Genomic DNA, 21,614 nt, shown 5'->3' on the forward strand with positions numbered 1-21,614 from the left:
TAAAAGCATCCTGATCTAGGACTTGTTTAGCGTCGCGCGCAGGCGCGGCGTCGCGAAATCGAGCAGCGCCCGCAGTTTCAAGGGCACCAGTCCCTGCGCGGGATAAACGAGATGCACCGGCGCCGGCGGCGGTTCGAAATCGGCAAGCAGCGGCACCAGCAGGCCAGCCATCTCGGCGCGTGCGGCCTGGTAGGAGAGCACGCGGGTGATGCCGAGGCCGGCGACAGCCGCATCGACCGCGGCCTCGGCAGTGTTGACGGCAAGCCGCGAGCGGATCGGCACCGTGAGGTCATGTCTCCCTTCAATGAATGTCCAGCTCAGCATCGAGGCCATACCCTCGAAGGTGACGCAGTCGTGCCCGGCGAGATCGCCTGGATGCCGGGGGAGTGCGTGCCGTGTGAGATAATCCGGGCTGGCATAGACTGTGCGGCGGATCGCGCCGAGCCTTGTGGCGATCAGGTTACTATCAGGCAGGTTGCCGATCCTCAGCGCCACGTCGATATGATCCTCGACGAGGTTCGACAGCCGGTCGCCAAGCATCAGCCGCAGATTGATATCGGGATAGGCCTTCAGGAAATCCACCACCACAGGCAGGACATGCAGCCGCCCGAAGACGATCGGTGCGGTCATCGTCAGTTCGCCCTTCGGGGCGCTGTATTCGCCGGCCGCGGTCCGTTCCGCCTCTTCCACCCGATTAAGAATTTCCCGCGCCGCCTCGACATAGGAGCGGCCGGCTTCCGTCAGCGTGACCTTCCGGTTGCTCCGTTGCAGCAGCTGGGCGTTGAGATGGGCTTCCAGTTCCGAAACCTTGCGGCTGACGGTTGCGAGCGGGGATCGCAGATGCCGTGAGGCGGCCGACAGGCTGCCCTGTTCGACAACGGCAAGAAGCACGGTCATGGCGTCGAGGCGGTCCATTCTATCCTTCCATGAATTGGTAACATGCCTTCCAGATTAGCATTCTACTGCTGATGGATGGAAGGCAGTAAATAGACCGCAGATGGTTACAAGCGGCCATCGCCAACCGCGTCCCGTCGATCGGAAGACCAAAGGAACCATCATGAAACTCTACCATCACCCGCTTTCCGGCCATGCCCACCGGGCTCACCTGTTCCTGTCGCTGCTTGGCGTGCCCTATGAACTGGTCGAGGTCGACCTGGCGGCTGGCGCCCACAAGGCGCCGGACTTTCTGAAGCTCAATCCCTTTGGCCAGGTGCCGGTGCTCGACGACAATGGCACGGTCATTGCCGATTCCTCTGCCATCCTCGTCTATCTCGCGCGCAAATGTGGCCGCACCGACTGGTTGCCGGAAGAGTCGGTGGCCGCGGCGCGGATACAGAAATGGCTCTCGGTTGCAGCGGGCGAGATCGCTTATGGGCCATGTGCTGCGCGCCTAGTCACCGTCTTCGGCGCTGACTTCCGCACCGACGAGGTGATCGCCCGGGCGCACCGCATTCTTGCGCTGATCGAGGCGGAGCTCCACGGTCACAGCTTCCTGCTCGGCGACAATCCTGTGATCGCCGACGTGGCGCTCTACAGCTACATCGCCAATGCGCCGGAGGGTAATGTCGATATCTCGGCCTATCCAAGCGTTCGCGCCTGGCTTGCGCGCATCGAGGCGCTGCCGGGTTTCGTCGGTTTTCGCAAGACCAAGATCGGCCTTGCCGCGTGACAAGTTGCCGGGGCAGGAACGCTGCCCCGGTTCCCAAAATGCTGCCCTGAAGGAGGCCGTGATGCTGGAACAGACAAGACAGGACGCCACATCGCCCTGGCATGCGGGCGAACTCGCCATGCAGCGCAGTGTCGGTGTCGCCGAACGCATGGACGGGCCGGGCCGGAATTTCGTCCGCAAGGCCATGCCGGAGCAGCATCGCGCCTTCTTTCCGATGCTGCCTTTCGTCGTGCTCGGCGCGGTCGATGCCAAGGGCGATGTCTGGGCAACGGTCAGGGCCGAGCGCCCGGGGTTCATGGCCTCGCCGGAGCCGGAGATTCTCGAGGTGCACCTGCCGCGTGACGCAGCCGATCCTGCCGATGCCGGCATGGAGGATGGTGACGCGATTGGAATGCTCGGCATCCAGCTCGAGACCCGGCGGCGCAACCGGCTGAACGGCGTGATCCACAGGACGGATGCTGAAGCTTTCCAAGTACGCGTCGGCCAGAGCTTCGGCAATTGCCCGCAATATATCCAGCTTCGCTCCTCCGCCTTCGTACGCGATCCCGATCTGCCGACGGCGATGCCGACGCTTCATTCCGGCCAACTCGACGATCGGGCGCTAGGGATGATCGAGGGCGCCGATACGTTTTTCGTTGCCTCCTATGTCGACAGAGACAATGGCGAGCGGCAGGTGGACGTGTCCCATCGCGGCGGCAATGCCGGCTTCGTCCATGTCGGCGCCGATGGCGTACTGACCATTCCCGATTTTCCCGGCAATCGGTTCTTCAACACGCTGGGTAATTTCCTCGTCAACCCGAAGGCGGGGCTGGTCTTCATCGATTTCGAAACCGGGGACATGCTGCAGATGACGGGCAGGGCCGAGGTGCTGCTGGATTCGCCTGAGATCGCCACCTTTCAACGGGCGGAACGGTTGTGGCGTTTCACGCCGCAAAAGATCGTGCTTCGCCCGGATGCCCTGCCGTTGCGGTGGCGCCGGCCTCCCGGCCTTTGAGAAACGCCGCCTGGAAGCGGCTTGCCAATCAATGTACTGATCAGTACAATGATAACCGTTCAGTACAGGAGCGCCCGGAGAACCTATGTCCAGCCTCGTCCCGCCTTTCACCCTTGAGACCGCCACCCAGAAGGTCCGTCTTGCCGAGGATGGATGGAACAGCCGTGATCCCCAGCGCGTCTCGCTCGTCTATACGCCGGACAGCCGCTGGCGGAACCGCGCTGAATTCATCACCGGCCGCGCCGAGATCGTCGCTTTCCTCACCCGCAAATGGGCAAAGGAGCTGGATTACCGGCTGATCAAGGAGATCTGGGCCTTCACCGATCATCGCATCGCCGTGCGCTTCGCCTATGAATGGCACGATGACAGCGGCAACTGGTTCCGCTCCTATGGCAACGAGAACTGGGAATTCGACGCCGCCGGCTTGATGCAGCGCCGCTTCGCCTGCATCAACGACCTGCCGATCCGGGAATCGGAGCGCAAGTACCATTGGCCGCTCGGCCGGCGGCCGGATGACCATCCCGGTCTGACCGAACTCGGCCTCTAAACAAGCCAGGGAAGCCACGGGTGAAGACCGTCTACGAACGCGCCGACATCGTACCGCTGCTGGCGGAAATCTTCCGCGAGCTCGGCTATGAGGGCACTTCGCTCAGCCGCATCACCGAACGCACCGGCATCGGCAAGGGCAGCCTTTACCACTTCTTCCCCGGTGGCAAGGAGGAGATGGCGGGCGCCGTGCTCGCCGATGTCGATGCCTGGTTCGAACATGCGATCTATCAGCCGCTGAGAAAGGACGACGCCGATCAGGCGATCGCGGCGATGTGGACGAATGTGAACGACTACTTCCGCTCCGGTCGCCGCATCTGCCTCGTCGGCGCCTTCGCGCTTGACGAAACCCGCGAGCGGTTTTCGGCAGAGATCGGCGATTATTTCATTCGCTGGATCGACGCCTTGCGCTCGGCGTTGATGCGGGCAGGCTGCTCTGAGGGGGAGGCGCAAACACTCGCCGAGGAGGGCGTCGCGGGCATTCAAGGCGCACTGGTGCTGTCGCGTGCGCTCGACGACAGGATGATTTTCACCCGATCATTGGACACGCTGGCGAAACGGCTAGATGCTGTGATGCGATGAGGGGGCTGTACTACGATGAGGGGCGGTCAACCGCTGGGACGTGTATTATACCTATGAAAAAATTCACCCGGCCATGAGTGACTGGCCGGGGCGTTGATCGGGCGCTGGGGCGGCGCTCGAGCTTAAATCGGTACCGCTTTGCGTCTATTTCAGCGTTGCTGTTGAGGCTGCTGGGCCGGGCGCGTATTTTCCCGTTCAGGGCGAACCTGGCGCCATTCGTTTTCCATCTGGTCGACGACATGCTGGGGAATGGTGGCTGGGCTATTGGCGGACGTCTGCATCGGAAGTCTCCTCTTTTCGCAGTAAGGCTTCAGGGCAGGAAGATGCATTGCACAAGACAAAAGGCGTGTAAATCAGTGGCTTAAACACTTTAAACGATTAAACCGAATTTAATCGATTAAGATAGTTTTAACCTTGATATTTGAGGGAAGCGCGGAATGGTTGTCCACATGGACCGGGCATTCTTTTTTGATACGGTACGGCACGGACTCTTCAAGGGAAACCTGACTCAGCCTCAGGTAGTGGGCATCACGGCGATTCTCGACGCCTGGGAAGAACGGTTTGCCGATGCCGACCGTCGGTGGCTCGCCTATATCCTCGCAACCGCTTACCACGAGACCGCCTATACGATGCAGCCGGTGCGTGAGACGCTGGCGGAAAGCGATGCGCGCGCAGTCGAGATCCTCGAGACGGCCTTTGCCGCAGGCCGGCTCTCTTGGGTGAAGACGCCCTACTGGCGGCCGGACGAGGATGGCTGCAGCTGGCTCGGACGCGGCCTGGTGCAGCTCACCCACAAGCGGAACTACGAGGCGATGAGTGTGCTGACGGGGATCGACCTCGTTGCCGATCCCGACCGGGCGATGGAGATGGATGCGGCGGTGACGATCCTGATCGAGGGCATGCTGCAGGGAAGTTTTACCGGCCACAAGCTCGCCGATCACCTGAACGCGACGACCGCGGATTGGGTGAATGCGCGCCGCATCGTCAATGGCACCGACCGGGCGGAAAAGCTCGCCGCTTATGCCATGGTCTTCGATGCGGCGATACGTCCCGATGCGGCCCGTGGCATGCTCGCGCGGTTGAAGGCCTGGGGCGCGCGTGTTATCGCCCGGCTGACAGCTGGAGCGCCGCGCCTCCGATAGGGTGCGCCAAGGTCGCTTCATCATTTTGATAAATCGGACAGGAGCTTCCGCGTGATCCGTCATATCGTCTTCTTCACCGTGCAGGAGGAACATCTGCAGGAGGTGAGGGCCGGGCTTTCGATTCTGACCGGCATTCCGCATGCGCGGTTGCTGGAAATCGGCACCAATGTGAAGACCGATCAGTTGGGCACCGAGATCGATCTCGTAGTCTATGGCGAATTCGACGACGAGGCGGCCCTTGCCGCCTACAAGGCGCATCCCGATTATCAGCTCTCGATCGATCGCGTGCGGCCGCTCCGGGAAAAGCGCATCGCCGCCGACTACGATAACCGCACGGCTGTGACGCGGCCGCTCTGACTTGCCCAGGCGTTTGGCCACGCTGTATTCCATCGAAATTTCAACTGGATGAATGATTTTCCGGATTCGGATCGCCCGGAAGCTGACTCAACTTCTGAGTCCTCAGACTCACCTTTCGAAAAAGCGGCGGCAAGCGATTCAAAAGATTCGTGAAAAGCGGCTTCTGGTTCATGATCTGGCTGCCGCAGCGGTTGCGGCGTATGGACGGAAAGCCGCGCTCGTCCATGCTTGGATGATAATCAAGAGACATTAAGAATGGCTGACTCTGATGCGCGGGCACCGCGCACCAGCGCCATCAGCATCAGCACGAAGGCCAGCGACAAGGCCGCGAGAACGGCGCAGGCGGCGAGCGCCGGGCCGGTGCCGGCGCGATCGAGGATGGCGGTGAAGATGACGGGGGCGATGGCGTTGGCGAGGTTCTGCGGCAGCGACAGCCGGGCCGATTGCAGTCCGAATTCGCGCGGTGAGAACAGCGCCAGCGGTAGCAGCGCGCGGGCGACGGTCATGACCCCGGTGCCGAACCCGTAAAACAGGACGAAGGTGACAAGCAGCGGCGTCGACGGGCTGGCAACCAGCATCATCAGGAAACTGATCATCATCAGGCTGATGCCCATGACCGCGCTGAGCATGGGGTTGCCGTGCCGGCCGAGCAGCATGTCGAGGAAACGTGCAGAGATGCCGAGGACGCCGCGTGCCGAGCCGAGCTGCAGCGCAAAGGCCGGCGAGGCGCCGGACTGGCGGAAGATTTCGAGCAGTGATGGCGAGATTCCGAAGGTGACGAAGGTCGAGATCGTCGTCGCCGCGGCGATCAGCAGGAAGGCTTTTCGCTGCTTGGCTTTCGACAGCGGCACCGGAGCGATTTCGGCTGTGCCGCCTTCGACATGTGTTGCGATCGGCTTCGGCAGGCCTAAGAGATGCAGCGGCAGACAGACGAAGAATTGCAGCGCCGCACAGACCAGGAAGGTGAGGCGCCAGCCGACCGCCTCGTTGAGCAGGCTGAGGATCGGCCAGAAGATGGCGCTCGAAAGCCCGGTGAACAGCATCAGGATGGCGATGACGCGTTTGCCGTTTGCTCCTTCGCGCTCGACGACGGCGGTATAGGCCGGCGCCGAGAGGCCAAATGCGCCGCCGATGCCGATGATGACCCAGGCGCTGGCATAGAGCACGATGCCGTTTGCGGCGGCAAGCAGAAGCAGCCCGAGCGCAAAGGTCAGCGAGGCGGCCGAAAGCACACGGGCAGCACCATAGCGGCCGAGCCATCGGCCGGTCGCCGGACCGACGATGGCGCTGACCACCATCATGATCGTCAGGCCGGCAAACGCCACTTCGTTCGCCAGGCCGAGATCCGGCGCGACGACACGGCCCATGACCCCGAGCATGTCGAACGTCGTGCCCCAGCCGATCAGCTGGGTAACGGCGAGGACGGTGACCGTCTGCGCCGAGCGGAAGCGGGAGGATTTTGGCATTGGTGCTGAAACGGTCTGAAATGTGGGGGCGGCAAGGACATAACAGTTTCAACCGGCCCGTGAAAGCTGCGGTCGGCAGGAATCGGAACGGCGCGGCCGATTCGCGGACAAAGACTGTGGTGTCGGTCCCGCCGGCTCCCCACCTTTACCGGAGGTGATAAAGAACGCGTGGATAAGGCTGGAGGTCATCGTTTTTGGGTGCAATGGCGGTGGCCGTAGCTGGCTGCTGCGGCGTTTTCCAGGCCCTGAAACCGGCTGCTTCGAACAGTCGAGAACAGTTCTAAACACCCTGCATTACGGGGCATTCATTTGCCATTCAGGTCGCGTGAGTACATATTCGGAGCAAGTTGGCATTATCTTGAAAGCATAACACATGGCCTTTCCTCTGAGCGTCGCAGCATTGGCCGCCGGACTGGTGGTATCGGCGCCCTCACCGGACGCCACGAGCAGTTTTGTCGTGCGTATCGGAGGCGATTGCAGCGCCGCCGCAGCCCAGGTCGTCGAGCAGACCGGCGGCCAGCTCCTGTCCGTGCAACCGGTGGGCGATACCTGCATCATCACCGTTCTTGTGCAGGGCAATGGACAGCGCCCACGCAAAGTCACGGTAAAGGTTCCGATGTAGGCGGAATCGGCTTATTCAGGACATTGATTGATTTGAAGCGGACGAAGGCGGACCGATGCGCATCCTGGTAGTCGAAGACGACGTGAATCTGAACCGGCAGCTGGCCGACACGCTGAAGGAGGCGGGCTATGTCGTCGACCAGGCGTTCGATGGCGAGGAAGGCCATTTCCTCGGCGACACCGAACCCTATGACGCCATCATCCTCGATATCGGCCTGCCGGAGTTGGACGGGGTCACCGTTCTAGAAAAATGGCGTGGCGCCGGCCGCGGTGTGCCGGTGCTGATCCTGACGGCGCGCGACCGCTGGAGCGACAAGGTCGCCGGCATCGATGCCGGTGCCGACGACTACGTCACCAAGCCCTTCCATGTCGAGGAAGTGCTGGCCCGCCTTCGGGCGCTGATCCGGCGCGCGGCCGGGCATTCCTCATCCGAGATCATCTGCGGGCCGGTGCGGCTCGATACCAAGTCCTCGAAGGCGACGGTCAACGGCACGACGCTGAAGCTGACCTCGCACGAATATCGCCTGCTTTCCTATCTCATGCACCACATGGGCGAGGTCGTTTCGCGCACGGAACTGGTCGAGCATATGTACGACCAGGATTTCGACCGTGATTCCAACACGATCGAGGTCTTCGTCGGCCGCCTGCGCAAGAAAATGGGGGTCGACCTGATCGAAACGGTGCGCGGTCTCGGTTACCGCATCCAAGCGCCGAAACATGCGAATTAAGTCGCTCACCGCACGTGTGTTGCTGCTGACCACGGTCTGGTCGACGGTGGCGCTGGTGGTGATCGGCCTCTTGATCTCCACCCTCTACCGCAAGAGTGCCGAACGCGGTTTCCAGGATCTGTTGCGGGCGCAGCTCTACAACGTCATCAATTCGGTGACGATCGGCGATCAGGGCGCTCTCAGCGGCAGCCCGCAGCTTGGCGACCTGCGTTTTGCCCAGCCGAAGACCGGCTGGTATTGGGTGGTGGAGCCGCTCGGCACCTATACGACCGCGCCGCTGGTGTCGCCTTCGCTCGGCTCGGCGCTCATTCCGGTTCCCTCCGTCGTCGAGGCGCCCTTCGACAAGAATTACGAGCGCTACTATCAGGTGACGGATGCTTCCGGGAACCGCGTGCAGGTGGCCGAGACCGAAGTGGTGCTCGATACCGACGGCCGCGCGGCGCGCGTCCGCGTCACCGGTAACGTCGATGTCGTCGAGGACGACGTGCGCACCTTTTCCCACAGCCTCTATCTGGCGCTGGCCGGTTTCGGCGTCGGCAGCCTGATCGTCAATGCGCTGGCGATTCTCTACGGCCTTAAGCCGCTCGACAAGGCGCGTGCCGCGCTGGAACGCGTCCGCGCCGGCGAGAGCGAACAGCTGAAGGGCGACTTCCCGCGCGAAATCCTGCCGCTCGCCAACGAGGTGAACGCGCTGATCGACAGCAATCGTCGCATTGTCGAGCGGGCCCGCATGCAGGTCGGCAATCTCGCGCATTCGCTGAAGACGCCGATCGCCGTGCTTCTCAACGAGGCGCGCGTCCTGGAAAAATCCCATGGTGAGCTGGTCCGCAGCCAGGCGGAAGCGATGCAGGGGCAGGTGCAGTCCTATCTCAATCGGGCGCGCATCGCCGCGCAGCGCGAATCCGTGCTCGCCCGCACCGATGCCGAGCCGGCGCTTGAACGGCTGGTGCGCGTCATGCGCCGGCTGAACGTCGATACCGAATTCGATCTCGTCGTCTCGCCGCCGCATCTGGCCGTTGCCATGGAGCAGCAGGATCTCGAGGAGACTGTCGGCAATCTCCTGGAAAATGCGGCGCGTTTTGCCAAAAGCCGGGTGCGGCTTTCGGCCGTCGAGGCCGCCGAGGATGTGAAGGGGGTGGAGGCGAGCGGCCGCCGCCATTGGGTGGAACTCGCCGTCGAGGATGACGGGCCGGGCCTGGAGCCGGACCAGATCCGCGAGGCGCTGAAGCGCGGCCGCAGGCTCGACGAAAGCAAGCCTGGAACCGGGCTCGGCCTTTCGATCGTCACCGAGATTTCCAATGAGTACCAGGGACGGCTCGAGCTTTCCCGCGGTGAATGGGGCGGGCTGAAGGCCAAGCTTATCCTGCCCGGCGTCACAAAGGATGTTGCATGAGCAACTGCTTGATGTCACAAAGATACTGGCAAATGTATAGCATGCTTTGCCTTAATGCTGACACGGGGACGCTGCACTTCGATCGGCTGAAATTGACCCCTGATCGTGGTTCGACGCAATGATTTTACGCTCGCAAGGCATGATCGCTTCCGCTCTTCTCGTCGCCGTCGCGCTGTCCGGCTGCACGACGACGAAGAGTGCCGCTTCGCGCGGCATTTTTTCGAGCAAGCCCTCGGCATCGGCCGCCTTCATCACCGCGCTGCAGGGCGGCATCGTCGGCCGCAGCGGCGTGACGCTGAACGACAGCGACAAGCAGCGCGCGCTCGAGGCGGAATATCGGGCGCTGGAAGGCGCCGCCGTCGGCCAGCCAGTGCTCTGGACTGGCAAGGACGTGACCGGCAAGGTCGTTGCGGCTGCACCCTATCAGGTCGGTTCCCAGAACTGCCGGCAATATACCCACACGCTGACCGTCGACGGCAAGGACACGGTGACGCGCGGCGCTGCCTGCCGCAATGACGACGGCAGCTGGTCGCCGCTCTGAATTGCGGCCAATAGAGCGCCGCGCGTCCGACAGGACGCGCTAAGGACGCTCTATCACTTTAAATGGCGCATAATCCTTTCCGAAAATCGATTCCGATTCTCGGGGTTATGCGCTAGCCTCAAATCTTCGTCATTCCGGCTTTGGCAGTTGGAATGAAGGCGCGCTTCACGTATTTGGGCGACATGCTGTTCTGGATTCTCGTTGCCGCTTTGACGGCAGCCCTCGCCGTCATCCTGCTCTACCCCCTTCTGCGCGGAGCGAAGGCGGCGGATAATATCCGTGCGGGCGAGGCGGCGGTCTATCGCGACCAGTTGCGCGAACTCGACCGCGATCTCGATGGCGGGCTGATCACCCCGGAGGAGGCTGATTATGCGAGGGCGGAAATCGGCCGGCGGCTGATCGCCGTCTCTGCCGACGAGCCGGCTGAGACGCCGAAACCCGCACGGCATCACCGTTTCACCGAAGCCTTCGTTCTCCTGGTCCTGCCGGTTCTCGGGCTCTGTCTTTATTTGACGACGGGCAGGCCGGACCTGCCCTCGCAGCCGCTGGAGGCGCGGCTGGAAAACCCTGGCAACGACGTGGCGGTGCTGATCGCCAAGGCGGAACGGCACCTGGCTGAGAAGCCCGATGACGGCAAGGGCTGGGACGTGCTGGCGCCGATCTATTTCCGCACGATGCGCGTCAACGATGCGCAACTGGCCTATCGCAATGCCATCCGGCTTCTCGGCCCGAGCCCGGTCCGGCTCGATGGCCTTGCCGAGACGCTGATGGCGGTCTCCGACGGCGTGGTGACGGAGGAGGCGCGGCAGGTGCTGGAACAATCGCTGACGCTCGAACCTGACAATCCGCGTGCCCGCTTCTACATCGCCCTCAGCATGGAGCAGGCGGGACGGCCGAACGAGGCGCGCCAGGCCTTCGAGGCGCTGGCAAAACAATCGCCATCAGATGCGCCCTGGCTGCCGCTGGTCAACCAGCATATCGCCATGAACGGCGGCGCGCCGGCCGGGACCAATCCGGCTGCCCCAGGCGCCGATCCGGCTGCCCCGGGCGCCCGTCCGGCTGCCCCCGGCAATCCCACGCAGCAAGATGTGGCGGCGGCCGAGACTATGAGCGCGGGCAACCAGCAGCAGATGATCCGCGGCATGGTCGAGAGCCTCGACGCCAAGCTCAGCGAGGATCCGAACAATTTCGAGGGATGGATGCGGCTCGTCCGCTCTTACGCCGTATTAAACGACAAGGATCGCGCCGCCGGCGCCTTGAAGCGTGGGCTTGCGGCCTTTCCGCCGCCCGGCGAACAGGGCAGGCAATTGCTGACGCTTGCCAGGGAACTCGGCATAGCCACGGAGGGAGCGACGCAATGACACGCAAGCAGAAGCGCCTGGCGGTGATTGCGGGCGGCATGGGCTTCATCCTCGCCGCCGTGCTGCTGGTGATGTTCGCCTTCAGCCAGTCGGTCGCCTATTTCTACATGCCGGCCGATCTCGCCAAGACGCCGGTGGCGCCGGAAACCCGCATCCGCCTCGGCGGCCTGGTCGGTGAGGGCAGTGTCGTGCGCGGCACCGGTTCGACGGTGGAGTTTGCCGTCACCGACGGCAGCACCAATGCCGTGAAGGTCAAATATACCGGCATCCTTCCCGATCTCTTCCGCGAGGGCCAGGGCGTCGTCACCGAAGGCATGTTTGCCGCTGGAACGAACGTCTTCGTCGCCGACACCGTGCTTGCCAAGCATGACGAGACCTACATGCCGAAGGATGTGGCCGACAGGCTCAAATCCCAGGGACTGTGGAAGGAAGGCCAAGGCCAGGAAGCTCAAGGGAAAGAAGCTCAGGGCCAGGAAGTGAAGGCGACGCCATGATCATCGAGATCGGCCATTACGCGCTGGTGCTGGCGCTGGCCACGGCGCTCATCCTCTCCATCGTGCCGGTGATCGGAGCCCGCCGTCACGACCGGGCGATGATGGATGTGGCGACGATCGGCTCGCTGGCGATGTTTGCGCTCGTGGCCTTCTCCTTCGGTGTGTTGGCTTATGCCCATGTCGTCTCGGATTTCTCGGTCGAGAACGTCTGGGAGAATTCGCATTCGCTGGTGCCGCTGCTCTATAAGTATTCCGGCGTCTGGGGCAATCACGAGGGATCGATGATGCTCTGGCTGTTGATCCTGACGCTGTTCAGCGCGCTGGTCGCCATCTTCGGCCGCAATCTGCCGGAGACGCTGAAAGCCAACGTATTGGCCGTGCAAGCCTGGATTTCGGTCGCCTTCACGCTGTTCATCCTGCTGACCTCCAATCCCTTCCTCCGTCTCGATCCGGCGCCGGCCGAGGGCCGCGATCTCAACCCGGTTCTTCAGGATGTCGGCCTCGCGATCCATCCGCCGCTGCTCTATCTCGGTTATGTCGGCTTCTCCGTCTGCTTTTCCTTTGCGGTTGCGGCCCTGCTGGAAGGGCGCATCGACGCCGCCTGGGCACGCTGGGTGCGGCCCTGGACGCTGGCCGCCTGGACCTTTCTGACGCTTGGCATCGCCATGGGCTCCTACTGGGCCTATTACGAGCTCGGCTGGGGCGGCTGGTGGTTCTGGGACCCGGTGGAAAATGCCTCCTTCATGCCGTGGCTAGCGGGCACCGCACTGCTGCATTCGGCGCTCGTCATGGAGAAGCGCGAGGCGCTGAAGATCTGGACGGTGCTGCTCGCCATCCTCACCTTCTCGCTGTCGCTGATGGGCACCTTCCTGGTGCGCTCCGGCGTGCTGACCTCGGTGCATGCCTTTGCCAGCGATCCCTCCCGCGGCGTCTTCATTCTCTGCATCCTGCTGATCTTCATCGGCGGGGCGCTGTCGCTCTTCGCCTTCCGCGCGCCGAAGCTGTCGGCCGGCGGGCTGTTTGCGCCGATTTCGCGCGAGGGCGCGCTCGTCGTCAACAATCTCATCCTGACGGTCGCCTGCGGCACGGTGCTCACAGGTACGCTCTATCCGCTGCTGCTGGAAACGCTGACCGGCGACAAGATTTCCGTCGGGGCGCCCTTCTTCAACCTGACCTTCGGCCTGCTGATGGCGCCGCTGGTCGTCATCGTGCCCTTCGGGCCGATGCTTGCCTGGAAGCGCGGCGATCTGCTTGGCGCCCTGCAGCGGCTCTATGTCGTCGCAGGTCTGGCCTTCCTTGCCGCGGTGGTCTTCTTCTACATTCAACATGGCGGGCCGGTGCTTTCGGTGCTCGGCCTCGCTGCCGGGCTGTTCCTGATCCTCGGTGCTGTCGCCGATCTCTGGTACCGCGCCGGCATCGGCAAGGTCGCAGGCCGTCTCGCCTGGCGCCGGCTTTCCGGCCTGCCGCGGTCGGCCTTCGGCACGGCCCTTGCCCATGCCGGGCTCGGCGTCACCGTGCTCGGCATCGTTGCGGTGACGACGTTCGAGAGCGAGTATGTCATCGAGATGAAGCCCGGTGAGGTGACCGAGGCCGGCGGTTACAGTCTGCATTTCGACGGCATGCAGCCGGCGACCGGGCCGAACTATACCGAGGACCGCGGCCACTTCACCGTCCGGCGCGCCGGTGTCGCGGTTGCCGATACCTGGTCAGCCAAGCGCCTCTACACTGCCCGCCAGATGCCGACGACGGAGGCCGGCATCCTGACCTTCGGGCTCAGCCAGCTCTATGTGTCGCTCGGTGACGCCACCAAGGACGGCGGCATTGTCGTGCGCATCTGGTGGAAGCCGTTTATTCTCTGCATCTGGGGCGGAGCGGTGTTTATGGCCTTCGGCGGCCTGGTCTCGCTCAGCGACCGCCGCCTGCGTGTCGGCGCGCCGCGCCGCAAGGCGAAGCCGGCAAGGCCGGCAGCTCCCAAAATGGAGCCGGCGGAATGATGCGGCGTCTGCTCCTGGCTTTTGCTTTGCTGCTGATGGCGGCCCCCGCCTTCGCCGTCAATCCGGACGAGGTGCTGGCCGATCCGGCGCTCGAGGCGCGGGCCCGCACACTTTCGGCGGAACTGCGCTGCATGGTCTGCCAGAACCAGTCGATCGACGATTCCAACGCCGATCTGGCCAAGGACCTGCGCCTGCTGGTGCGCGAGCGCATCACCGATGGCGACAGCGACGAGGCGGTGCTGAACTATATCGTCTCGCGCTACGGCGAGTTCGTGCTCTTGAAGCCGCGTGTCAGCATGAAGACGGTGCTGCTCTGGGGCGCACCGGTACTGCTGGTGCTCGCCGGCGGGCTGTCGCTGCTGGTCTTTGCGCGCAAGAGGGCGGGCAAGCCGACCGGCAGCAAGCTGACGGCAGACGAGCAGGCGCGGCTGAGCGAGCTGCTGAAGAAATAACCGACCGGGCTGAGCCGGTAGACGAGCATTTCCGACCGCGTCCAGGCCGCCCAGAGAAGCCCGCGGCACGTTCGGCCGTTTGCCAAACCTTGCAAACATTACCAACTTTTCATTGGCCGGACAGTTCGCAGTAAGGTGCGGCGTCCTATATCTTTACTCATCGACTGATCCGGCATCGCCGGCTCTGAGAACTAAGAACAAGAGAAGGTGCTCCAATGCTCAAGAATTTCAACGGACGTCCGTCCCTCGCCACTGTGCTCAAGGCCTCTACCGTTGCCGGTATCGCAGCCGCTGTGCTCGCAACCGGCGTTCCGCTCGAAATCACCCGGTCTTATGCCGAAGCTGTCAAGGTTCAGGCGCCCGCCGTTCCGAGCTTCGCCAATGTCGTCGACGCCGTTTCGCCGGCCGTCGTTTCCGTCCGGGTCGAAAATCGCGTCAATCCCGTCTCCGACAACAACAATGACGGCTTCTCCTTCGATTTCAACGGCCGCGGCTTCGACGACCTACCCGACGATCATCCGCTGAAGCGGTTCTTCAAGCAGTTCGGCCAGGATCCGAATGATCAGCAGGGCCATTCCAGGCGCTTCGGCCAGAACGGACCGAATGGTGGCCCGAATGGTCCGGGCGGCAAGGGTCGCCTCCGCCCCGTCGCCCAGGGCTCCGGCTTCTTCATCTCTGAGGACGGCTACATCGTCACCAACAATCACGTCGTTTCCGATGGTCAGGCCTTCGTCGCCGTCATGAAAGACGGCACCGAACTCGATGCCAAGCTGATCGGCAAGGATCCGCGCACCGATCTCGCTGTGCTGAAGGTCGACGGCAAGGGCAAGAAGTTCACCTACGTCAACTGGGCCGACGACAACAATGTCCGCGTCGGTGACTGGGTCGTTGCCGTCGGCAATCCCTTCGGTCTCGGCGGCACGGTTACAGCCGGCATCGTCTCAGCTCGCGGCCGTGATATCGGTTCCGGTCCTTATGACGATTATCTGCAGGTGGATGCCGCCGTGAACCGCGGCAACTCCGGCGGTCCGACCTTCAACCTCAGCGGCGAAGTCGTCGGCATCAACACCGCGATCTTCTCGCCGTCGGGCGGCAGCGTCGGCATCGCCTTCGCCATTCCCGCCTCGACCGCCAAGGACGTCGTCGCCGATCTGATGAAGGACGGCCAGGTTTCGCGCGGCTGGCTGGGTGTCCAGATCCAGCCGGTAACCAAGGACATCGCCGAATCCATCGGCCTTTCCGAGCCGAGCGGCGCCCTGGTCGTTGCCCCGCAGGCCGGGTCGCCGGGTGACAAGGCCGGCATGAAGGCCGGCGACGTCGTCACCGCGCTGAATGGGGAGACGATCAAGGATGCCCGTGATCTCAGCCGCCGTATCGGTGCGATGCAGCCGGGCAGCAAGGTTGAGCTTTCGGTCTGGCGCGCCGGCAAGGCCCAGCCTCTCACCGTCGAACTCGGCACGTTGCCGATCGACCAGAAGGATGCGTCTGCCGATGACAACAGCCAGCCGCAGCAGCCTGAAGCACCGGCTTCCGAGAAGGCGCTTGCCGATCTCGGCCTGACGGTCGGCCCGTCTGACGACGGCAAGGGCCTGGCGATAACAGACATCGACCCGAACTCCGATGCCGCCGACAAGGGCATTAAGGAAGGTGAGAAGATCACCTCGGTCAACAACCAGGAGGTCTCCAGCGCCGACGACATCGTCAAGGTGCTGAACCAAGCCAAGAAGGACGGGCGCACCCGCGCTCTCTTCCAGATCCAGTCCAGTGAGGGGAGCCGCTTCGTAGCGCTTCCGATCAACGGCCAGGGCTGATCTTCAAGAAAACTGGAGCCGTGCGGACGAGAGTCCGCGCGGCTCGATTCTTCTGACCTTTGAAGGATGATCGCGATGAGCGCCGCCCCGCAGGAAGATGCTTTGAGCCTTGCCGAAACGCAGCCGGTGGGTAATGTCGGCCGCATGAAGATTCTCATCATCGAAGATGATCTCGAAGCCGCGGTCTACCTCACGAAAGCCTTTCGCGAGGCGGGCATCGTCGCCGATCACGCCAGCGACGGCGAGAGCGGCCTGTTCATGGGGTCGGAAAATACCTACGACGTCATCGTCATCGACCGCATGCTGCCGCGCCGGGACGGGCTCTCGGTCATCAGCGAATTGCGCCGCAAGGCGATCCATACGCCGGTCCTCATCCTCTCCGCGCTCGGCCAGGTCGATGACCGCGTCACCGGGCTTCGTGCCGGCGGCGACGATTATCTGCCGAAGCCTTATGCCTTCAGCGAATTGCTGGCGCGCGTCGAGGTGCTCGGCCGCCGCAAGGGCACGCCGGATCAGGACGTCGTTTATCGCGTCGGCGATCTCGAACTCGACCGGCTCTCCCATGAGGTGCGCCGCGGCGGCAAGGAGATCCCGCTGCAGCCGCGCGAATTCCGCCTGCTCGAATATCTGATGAAGAATGCCGGCCAGGTGGTGACCCGCACCATGCTGCTCGAAAATGTCTGGGACTATCACTTCGACCCGCAGACCAACGTCATCGACGTCCATGTCTCGCGCCTGCGCTCGAAGATCGAGAAGGACTACAGCCAGCCGCTCCTGAAGACCATTCGCGGCGCGGGGTATATGATCAAGGATGAGGGATGAGCCGTTTCAAGGTTCTCTTCAAGTCCACCGCAGTCCGCCTTTCGGCACTCTACATCCTGCTTTTCGCCATCTGCGCCGCGACGCTCGTCTTCTATGTGACGGCAATGTCGGAACGGCTGCTGACGGGCCAGATCCGCGATGCCGTCAGGCAGGAGGTGGAACAGGTGCAACGCGCCTATGACACCGGTGGCATGAACCTTCTCCTGCGCACGATGGAGCGGCGTGCCCGCCAGCCGGGCGCCAACCTCTACATCATCGCCGGTCCTTCGGGCGATATTCTCGCCGGCAACGTCGCGTCGGTGCAGCCGGGTGTCTTCGAGGAGATCGGCTGGACCTCCGCGCCATTCGGCTACCAGCGTTATACCGACAGCGGCGTCGAGCGCCGCCACAAGGCGATTGCCAATATCTTCGTGCTCGACAATGGCCTCAGAATCCTGATCGGCCGCGACCTCGGCGACCCCGAGCGTTTCCGTCTGCTGGTGCGCCAGGCGCTGATGGTGGCCTTGGCGATCATGGGGCTCGGCGCCATCATCATCTGGTTCGGCATCGGCCGCAACGCGCTGAAACGCATCGACCGCATGTCGGATGCCAGCAAGAAGATCATGGCCGGCGACCTGTCGCAGCGCCTGCCGGTGGGCGGATCCGGCGATGAATTCGACCGCTTGTCGATGTCTTTGAATACCATGCTGGAGCGCATCGAGAAGCTGAACGAGGGCCTGCGGCAGGTCTCCGACAACATCGCCCACGATCTCAAGACGCCGTTGACGCGGTTGCGCAACAAGGCGGCCGATGCGCTTGATATCGCCGATGGCGAGACGCGGCGCACCGCGCTCGAAGGCATCATTTCCGAATCCGACCAACTGATCCGCACCTTCAACGCGCTGTTGATGATCTCCCGCGTCGAGGCCGGATCGGTCGCCGCCGAGATGTCGCCGGTGGAGCTTTCGGCCATCGTCTCCGATAGCGCCGAGCTTTACGAACCGGCGGCGGAGGAGGCGGGGCTTGGCTTGAGCTCCAGCATCGAACCCGATGTCGAGGTGCAGGGCAATCGCGAGCTGATCGGCCAGGCGATCTTCAACCTGCTCGACAATGCCATCAAATATTCTTCCGATACGGAAGGGGCGGGCAAGATAACGCTGAAGCTCGCCCGCCGCCCGGATGGCATCTGCCTTTCGGTCGCCGACCACGGGCCGGGCGTTCCGGCCGACAGGCGCGACGACGTGGTGAAGCGCTTCGTCCGCCTCGATGAAAGCCGGTCGAAGCCTGGAACGGGGCTCGGGCTTTCGCTGGTGGAAGCGGTGATGGAGCTGCACAATGGCCGGTTGGAACTCTCCGACACCGATCCCGACAAACCCGAAAAGCGCGGATTGACGGTCAGCATGATCTTCCCCGCCAAGGCTGCCTGATTGCCGAGATCGATGATCGGCTGAATCGCGTATTGGCGGTTTTCCACCAAGACCCTAGTTTAATGCCGATCGAAGGAGGCGTTCCCGAGATTCTGCGTGGTCGTTTCCCTCGAGCATGTCGCGCAAAACTGTGCAGCGGTTTTGCGATAACGGCATGCGTAAAACAAAGGCTGAAAGCGCAAGGAGCGAATCCGAAAGATCGTGATGCGCTTTAGGTGCTAAAGCAGGAGAGCGCATGCTGACGAAATCGACGCATGGTCTGAAGGATGTCGCCGAAGGGCTGCTGCGTCCGCTGAACCAGACGGAGTTGAAGCTGGCGCTGGCCGACCTTCAGGAGGCCGGCGGGAGCGAGCCTTCCGTGGCTGCGATGCTGAAGACGGAAGGGCCGCTTCGCGATTTCATCGCGGCCGTGCTGACGCTGTCGCCTTATCTGCGCGAAATCGTCAATCTCGATCCCGCCATCCTCGCTGGTGCCATCACCCAACCGCTGGAGCCGCAGATCGAGGCGCTGGTCGCCGAGGCGCGGCGCTGCTGGCAACCGGACGGCGAGGGGGCAGCGCCCGCGGAATCCGTGGTAATGAGCAGGCTGCGCATCATCAAGCGCAAGGTGGCCTTCCTGGTCGCGCTCGCCGATCTTGCACGCATCTTCGACGGCCGGGCGACGACGGCCTGGCTGAGCGAGCTTGCCGAAGCTTCGGTTGCCGCCGCGATCGACCATTTGCTGCTTTCGGCGCATGAGGGCGGAAAGCTGCGGCTGCGGGATGTGGCGGCGCCGAGCGACGGCTCCGGGCTGATCGTGCTCGGCATGGGCAAACTCGGCGCATCCGAACTCAACTATTCCTCCGATATCGACCTCGTCGTCGTGTTCGACGAACAGGCGGGAATCGTGCCCGACCCGGATGACGCGATCGAGATCTTCCCCAGGATGATGCGGCGGCTGGTGCGCATCCTGCAGGAGCGGACAGCGGACGGCTACGTCTTCCGCACCGATCTCAGATTGCGCCCTGATCCGGGTTCGACGCCGCTGGCGATCCCGGTCGATGCGGCGATGATTTATTACGAGGGCAGGGGTCAGAACTGGGAACGGGCGGCTTTCATCAAGGCGCGCGCCGTTGCCGGCGACTTGACCGCGGGCAGTGATTTCCTGCGCGGGCTCGCCCCTTTCGTCTTCCGCAAATATCTCGATTACGCGGCGATTGCCGATATCCATTCGATCAAGCGGCAGATCCACGCGCATAAGGGCCACGGTGCGATCGCCGTCAAAGGCCACAACGTCAAGCTCGGCCGCGGCGGTATTCGCGAGATCGAATTCTTCGTCCAGACGCAGCAGCTGATCGCCGGCGGCCGCATGCCGGCCTTGCGTGGCCGGGCGACGGAGGAGACGCTCGGTGAACTCACCAAAGCGAAATGGATCGACGCTGAAACCCGCGACGAGCTGATCGAGGCCTACTGGTTCCTGCGCGATGTCGAGCATCGCATCCAGATGGTGCGCGACGAGCAAACTCACCTGCTGCCGGAGACGGATGCCGATTTGAAGCGCATCGCCTTCATGATGGGCTTTTCCGACACGCCGAGCTTCTCCGAACGGCTGGTCGGCGTGCTGAAGACGGTCGAGCGGCGTTATGCCCACCTCTTCGAACAGGAGAGCAGGCTTTCCACAGACACCGGAAATCTCGTCTTCACCGGCCAGGGCGACGACCCGGATACGCTGGAGACGCTGAAGAAACTCGGTTTTACCAGGCCGTCGGATATTTCGCGCATCATCCGCACCTGGCACTATGGCCGCTACCGGGCGACGCAATCGGTCGAGGCGCGTGAAAGGCTGACGGAGCTGGCGCCTCAGCTCCTGCGGGTCTTCGGCGAAAGCAAGCGCGCCGACGAGGCGCTGTTGCGCTTCGACAGCTTCATCTCGGGCCTTCCCTCCGGCATCCAGCTGTTCTCGCTGCTCGGCAGCAACCCGGCGCTGCTGTCGCTGATCGTCAACATCATGTCCTCGGCACCCCGGCTTGCCGAGGTGATCGCCGCCAAGCCGCATGTCTTCGACGGCATGCTCGATCCCGGCCTGATGGCCGAGCTGCCGACGCGCGATTATCTCGGCGAGCGGCTGAAGGGCTCGCTTGCCCAGGCGCGCCACTATGAAGAGGTGCTCGACCGGCTGCGCATCTTCGCCGCCGAGCAGCGCTTCCTGATCGGCATCCGCCTGCTCACCGGCGCGATCAACGGCGTGATGGCTGCACGCGCCTTCACCCATCTCGCCGACCTCATCATTGCGGCGGCACTCGATGCCGTGGTCGGCGAGATGCGGGCAGCACACGGCGACTATCCCGGCGGGCGCATCGCGGTCGCCGGCATGGGCAAGCTCGGCAGTTTCGAGCTGACGGCCGGTTCCGACATCGATCTGATCCTGCTCTATGATTATGACGATTCGGCTTCCGAATCCGACGGGCCGAAGCCGCTCGACGCGACGCGTTACTTCACCCGCATCACCCAGAGACTGATGGCCGCCTTGTCGGCGCCGACCGCCGAAGGTGTGCTCTACGAGGTCGACATGCGGCTGCGCCCATCCGGCAACAAGGGGCCCGTCGCCACCCGCATCAATGCCTTCGGCAAGTATCAGCGCGCTGAGGCATGGACCTGGGAACATATGGCGCTCAGCCGCGCCCGGCTGATCTGCGGCAATGAGAGCCTGATCGCCGAGGCGGAACTGATCGTTCGCGAGGTGCTGTCGGCCGATCGCGATATTGCTAAGGTGGCGCATGATGTCACCGAGATGCGCGGACTGATCGACAAGGAAAAGCCGCCCTCCGGTCCGTGGGACCTGAAGCTCATTCCCGGCGGCGTCATCGATCTCGAATTCATCGCCCAGTATCTTGCACTGATCGCACCGACCAAGGGCGTCGGCATTGCCGTCAATGGGGTGAGCACTGGCGAGGCCCTGAAAGTGCTTGGTGACCGGCTGATGGCAACGTCCGATCTCGACATATGTCTCGAGGCCTTCACGCTTTATACCGGCCTTTCGCAACTGATCCGCCTCTGCATTGATGGCCTGTTCGATCCGAAGGAGGCGCCGGCGGGTCTCGTCGAACTCGTCTGCCGCGCTGGCGACTGCCCCGACATCAGGACGCTGGAAGCGGAGATGAAGCGGCTTTCGAAAGCGGTTCGGAAAATATTCCTGACTGTCGTGAAAGCCTGATCTCACACCAGATGGAACGACCGTGAGGATTATCTCGAGCAT

At 63.1% G+C, this 21,614-nt stretch carries 21 protein-coding genes; 18 read left to right on the plus strand and 3 right to left on the minus strand.

Translation table 11 applies throughout. From position 1 onward, the window contains the following. Window positions 1-15 precede the first annotated feature (15 nt). Window positions 16-915 carry a LysR family transcriptional regulator gene (locus tag AC2444_RS05200; protein WP_012756701.1) on the minus strand — a complete coding sequence of 300 codons (900 nt, stop codon included), beginning with the start codon at window positions 913-915 and terminating at the stop codon, window positions 16-18. Between the two features lie 142 nt (window positions 916-1,057). Here AC2444_RS05200 and AC2444_RS05205 point away from each other — a divergent pair, with 142 nt between their 5' ends. The 4 genes from AC2444_RS05205 (at window position 1,058) to AC2444_RS05220 (ending at window position 3,791) form a co-directional block, all read left to right on the plus strand. Next, complete coding sequence (locus tag AC2444_RS05205) at window positions 1,058-1,669, plus strand: glutathione S-transferase family protein (RefSeq protein WP_012756702.1); 612 nt, start codon at window positions 1,058-1,060, stop codon at window positions 1,667-1,669. 61 nt (window positions 1,670-1,730) lie between these two features. Beyond that, window positions 1,731-2,663: a pyridoxamine 5'-phosphate oxidase family protein gene (locus tag AC2444_RS05210; RefSeq protein ID WP_012756703.1), complete on the plus strand. Its 933-nt coding sequence runs from the start codon at window positions 1,731-1,733 to the stop codon at window positions 2,661-2,663. An 85-nt stretch (window positions 2,664-2,748) separates the two neighbouring features. Further along, a complete protein-coding gene (locus AC2444_RS05215; protein WP_012756704.1) occupies window positions 2,749-3,210 on the plus strand; it encodes a nuclear transport factor 2 family protein in 462 nt (153 codons plus the stop codon). 20 nt (window positions 3,211-3,230) lie between these two features. Then, complete coding sequence (locus AC2444_RS05220; RefSeq protein WP_012756705.1) at window positions 3,231-3,791, plus strand: TetR/AcrR family transcriptional regulator; 561 nt, start codon at window positions 3,231-3,233, stop codon at window positions 3,789-3,791. A 149-nt stretch (window positions 3,792-3,940) separates the two neighbouring features. On the opposite strand, the gene AC2444_RS05225 is transcribed toward AC2444_RS05220, so the two are convergent. After that, complete coding sequence (locus AC2444_RS05225; protein ID WP_012756706.1) at window positions 3,941-4,072, minus strand: hypothetical protein; 132 nt, start codon at window positions 4,070-4,072, stop codon at window positions 3,941-3,943. 156 nt (window positions 4,073-4,228) lie between these two features. Here AC2444_RS05225 and AC2444_RS05230 point away from each other — a divergent pair, with 156 nt between their 5' ends. Next, a complete protein-coding gene (locus tag AC2444_RS05230) occupies window positions 4,229-4,933 on the plus strand; it encodes a hypothetical protein (protein WP_012756707.1) in 705 nt (234 codons plus the stop codon). 51 nt (window positions 4,934-4,984) lie between these two features. Next, entirely contained in the window at window positions 4,985-5,290 is a 306-nt protein-coding gene (locus AC2444_RS05235) for a Dabb family protein (protein WP_012756708.1), read from the plus strand. Between the two features lie 239 nt (window positions 5,291-5,529). Here the strand turns inward: AC2444_RS05235 and AC2444_RS05240 are convergent, their stop codons facing one another. After that, window positions 5,530-6,756, minus strand: coding sequence for an MFS transporter (locus AC2444_RS05240; protein ID WP_012756709.1), 1,227 nt, complete (start codon window positions 6,754-6,756; stop codon window positions 5,530-5,532). A 373-nt stretch (window positions 6,757-7,129) separates the two neighbouring features. Between AC2444_RS05240 and AC2444_RS05245 the strand changes: the two genes are divergently transcribed. From AC2444_RS05245 to AC2444_RS05300, 12 genes are all read left to right on the plus strand, one after another. Beyond that, complete coding sequence (locus AC2444_RS05245) at window positions 7,130-7,378, plus strand: hypothetical protein (protein WP_012756710.1); 249 nt, start codon at window positions 7,130-7,132, stop codon at window positions 7,376-7,378. Between the two features lie 55 nt (window positions 7,379-7,433). After that, complete coding sequence (locus AC2444_RS05250; protein WP_012756711.1) at window positions 7,434-8,105, plus strand: response regulator transcription factor; 672 nt, start codon at window positions 7,434-7,436, stop codon at window positions 8,103-8,105. Beyond that, the gene (locus AC2444_RS05255; RefSeq protein WP_012756712.1) at window positions 8,095-9,498 is read left to right on the plus strand and encodes a sensor histidine kinase; all 1,404 of its coding nucleotides are present in this window, start codon (window positions 8,095-8,097) and stop codon (window positions 9,496-9,498) included. The genes AC2444_RS05250 and AC2444_RS05255 overlap by 11 nt, the downstream gene beginning before the upstream one ends. 118 nt (window positions 9,499-9,616) lie before the next feature. Next, the gene (locus AC2444_RS05260) at window positions 9,617-10,039 is read left to right on the plus strand and encodes an RT0821/Lpp0805 family surface protein (protein ID WP_012756713.1); all 423 of its coding nucleotides are present in this window, start codon (window positions 9,617-9,619) and stop codon (window positions 10,037-10,039) included. A 182-nt stretch (window positions 10,040-10,221) separates the two neighbouring features. Next, window positions 10,222-11,400 (plus strand): c-type cytochrome biogenesis protein CcmI, encoded by a 1,179-nt coding sequence (ccmI, locus tag AC2444_RS05265; protein ID WP_432431629.1) that lies wholly within the window; start codon window positions 10,222-10,224, stop codon window positions 11,398-11,400. After that, entirely contained in the window at window positions 11,397-11,894 is a 498-nt protein-coding gene (gene ccmE / locus AC2444_RS05270; protein ID WP_012756715.1) for a cytochrome c maturation protein CcmE, read from the plus strand. The genes ccmI and ccmE overlap by 4 nt, the downstream gene beginning before the upstream one ends. After that, complete coding sequence (locus tag AC2444_RS05275) at window positions 11,891-13,888, plus strand: heme lyase CcmF/NrfE family subunit (protein WP_012756716.1); 1,998 nt, start codon at window positions 11,891-11,893, stop codon at window positions 13,886-13,888. The genes ccmE and AC2444_RS05275 overlap by 4 nt, the downstream gene beginning before the upstream one ends. Then, entirely contained in the window at window positions 13,885-14,340 is a 456-nt protein-coding gene (locus AC2444_RS05280; protein ID WP_012756717.1) for a cytochrome c-type biogenesis protein, read from the plus strand. Before AC2444_RS05275 ends, AC2444_RS05280 begins: the two co-directional genes overlap by 4 nt. 215 nt (window positions 14,341-14,555) lie before the next feature. Next, complete coding sequence (locus AC2444_RS05285) at window positions 14,556-16,151, plus strand: Do family serine endopeptidase (protein ID WP_017993453.1); 1,596 nt, start codon at window positions 14,556-14,558, stop codon at window positions 16,149-16,151. A gap of 66 nt (window positions 16,152-16,217) precedes the next feature. Further along, window positions 16,218-16,973: a response regulator transcription factor gene (locus AC2444_RS05290; protein ID WP_017993454.1), complete on the plus strand. Its 756-nt coding sequence runs from the start codon at window positions 16,218-16,220 to the stop codon at window positions 16,971-16,973. Continuing rightward, a complete protein-coding gene (locus AC2444_RS05295) occupies window positions 16,970-18,379 on the plus strand; it encodes a sensor histidine kinase (RefSeq protein ID WP_012756719.1) in 1,410 nt (469 codons plus the stop codon). Before AC2444_RS05290 ends, AC2444_RS05295 begins: the two co-directional genes overlap by 4 nt. A 235-nt stretch (window positions 18,380-18,614) precedes the next feature. Beyond that, a complete protein-coding gene (locus AC2444_RS05300) occupies window positions 18,615-21,572 on the plus strand; it encodes a bifunctional [glutamine synthetase] adenylyltransferase/[glutamine synthetase]-adenylyl-L-tyrosine phosphorylase (protein ID WP_012756720.1) in 2,958 nt (985 codons plus the stop codon). Window positions 21,573-21,614: the final 42 nt, after the last annotated feature.

The organism is Rhizobium sp. WSM1328, from assembly GCF_057653715.1.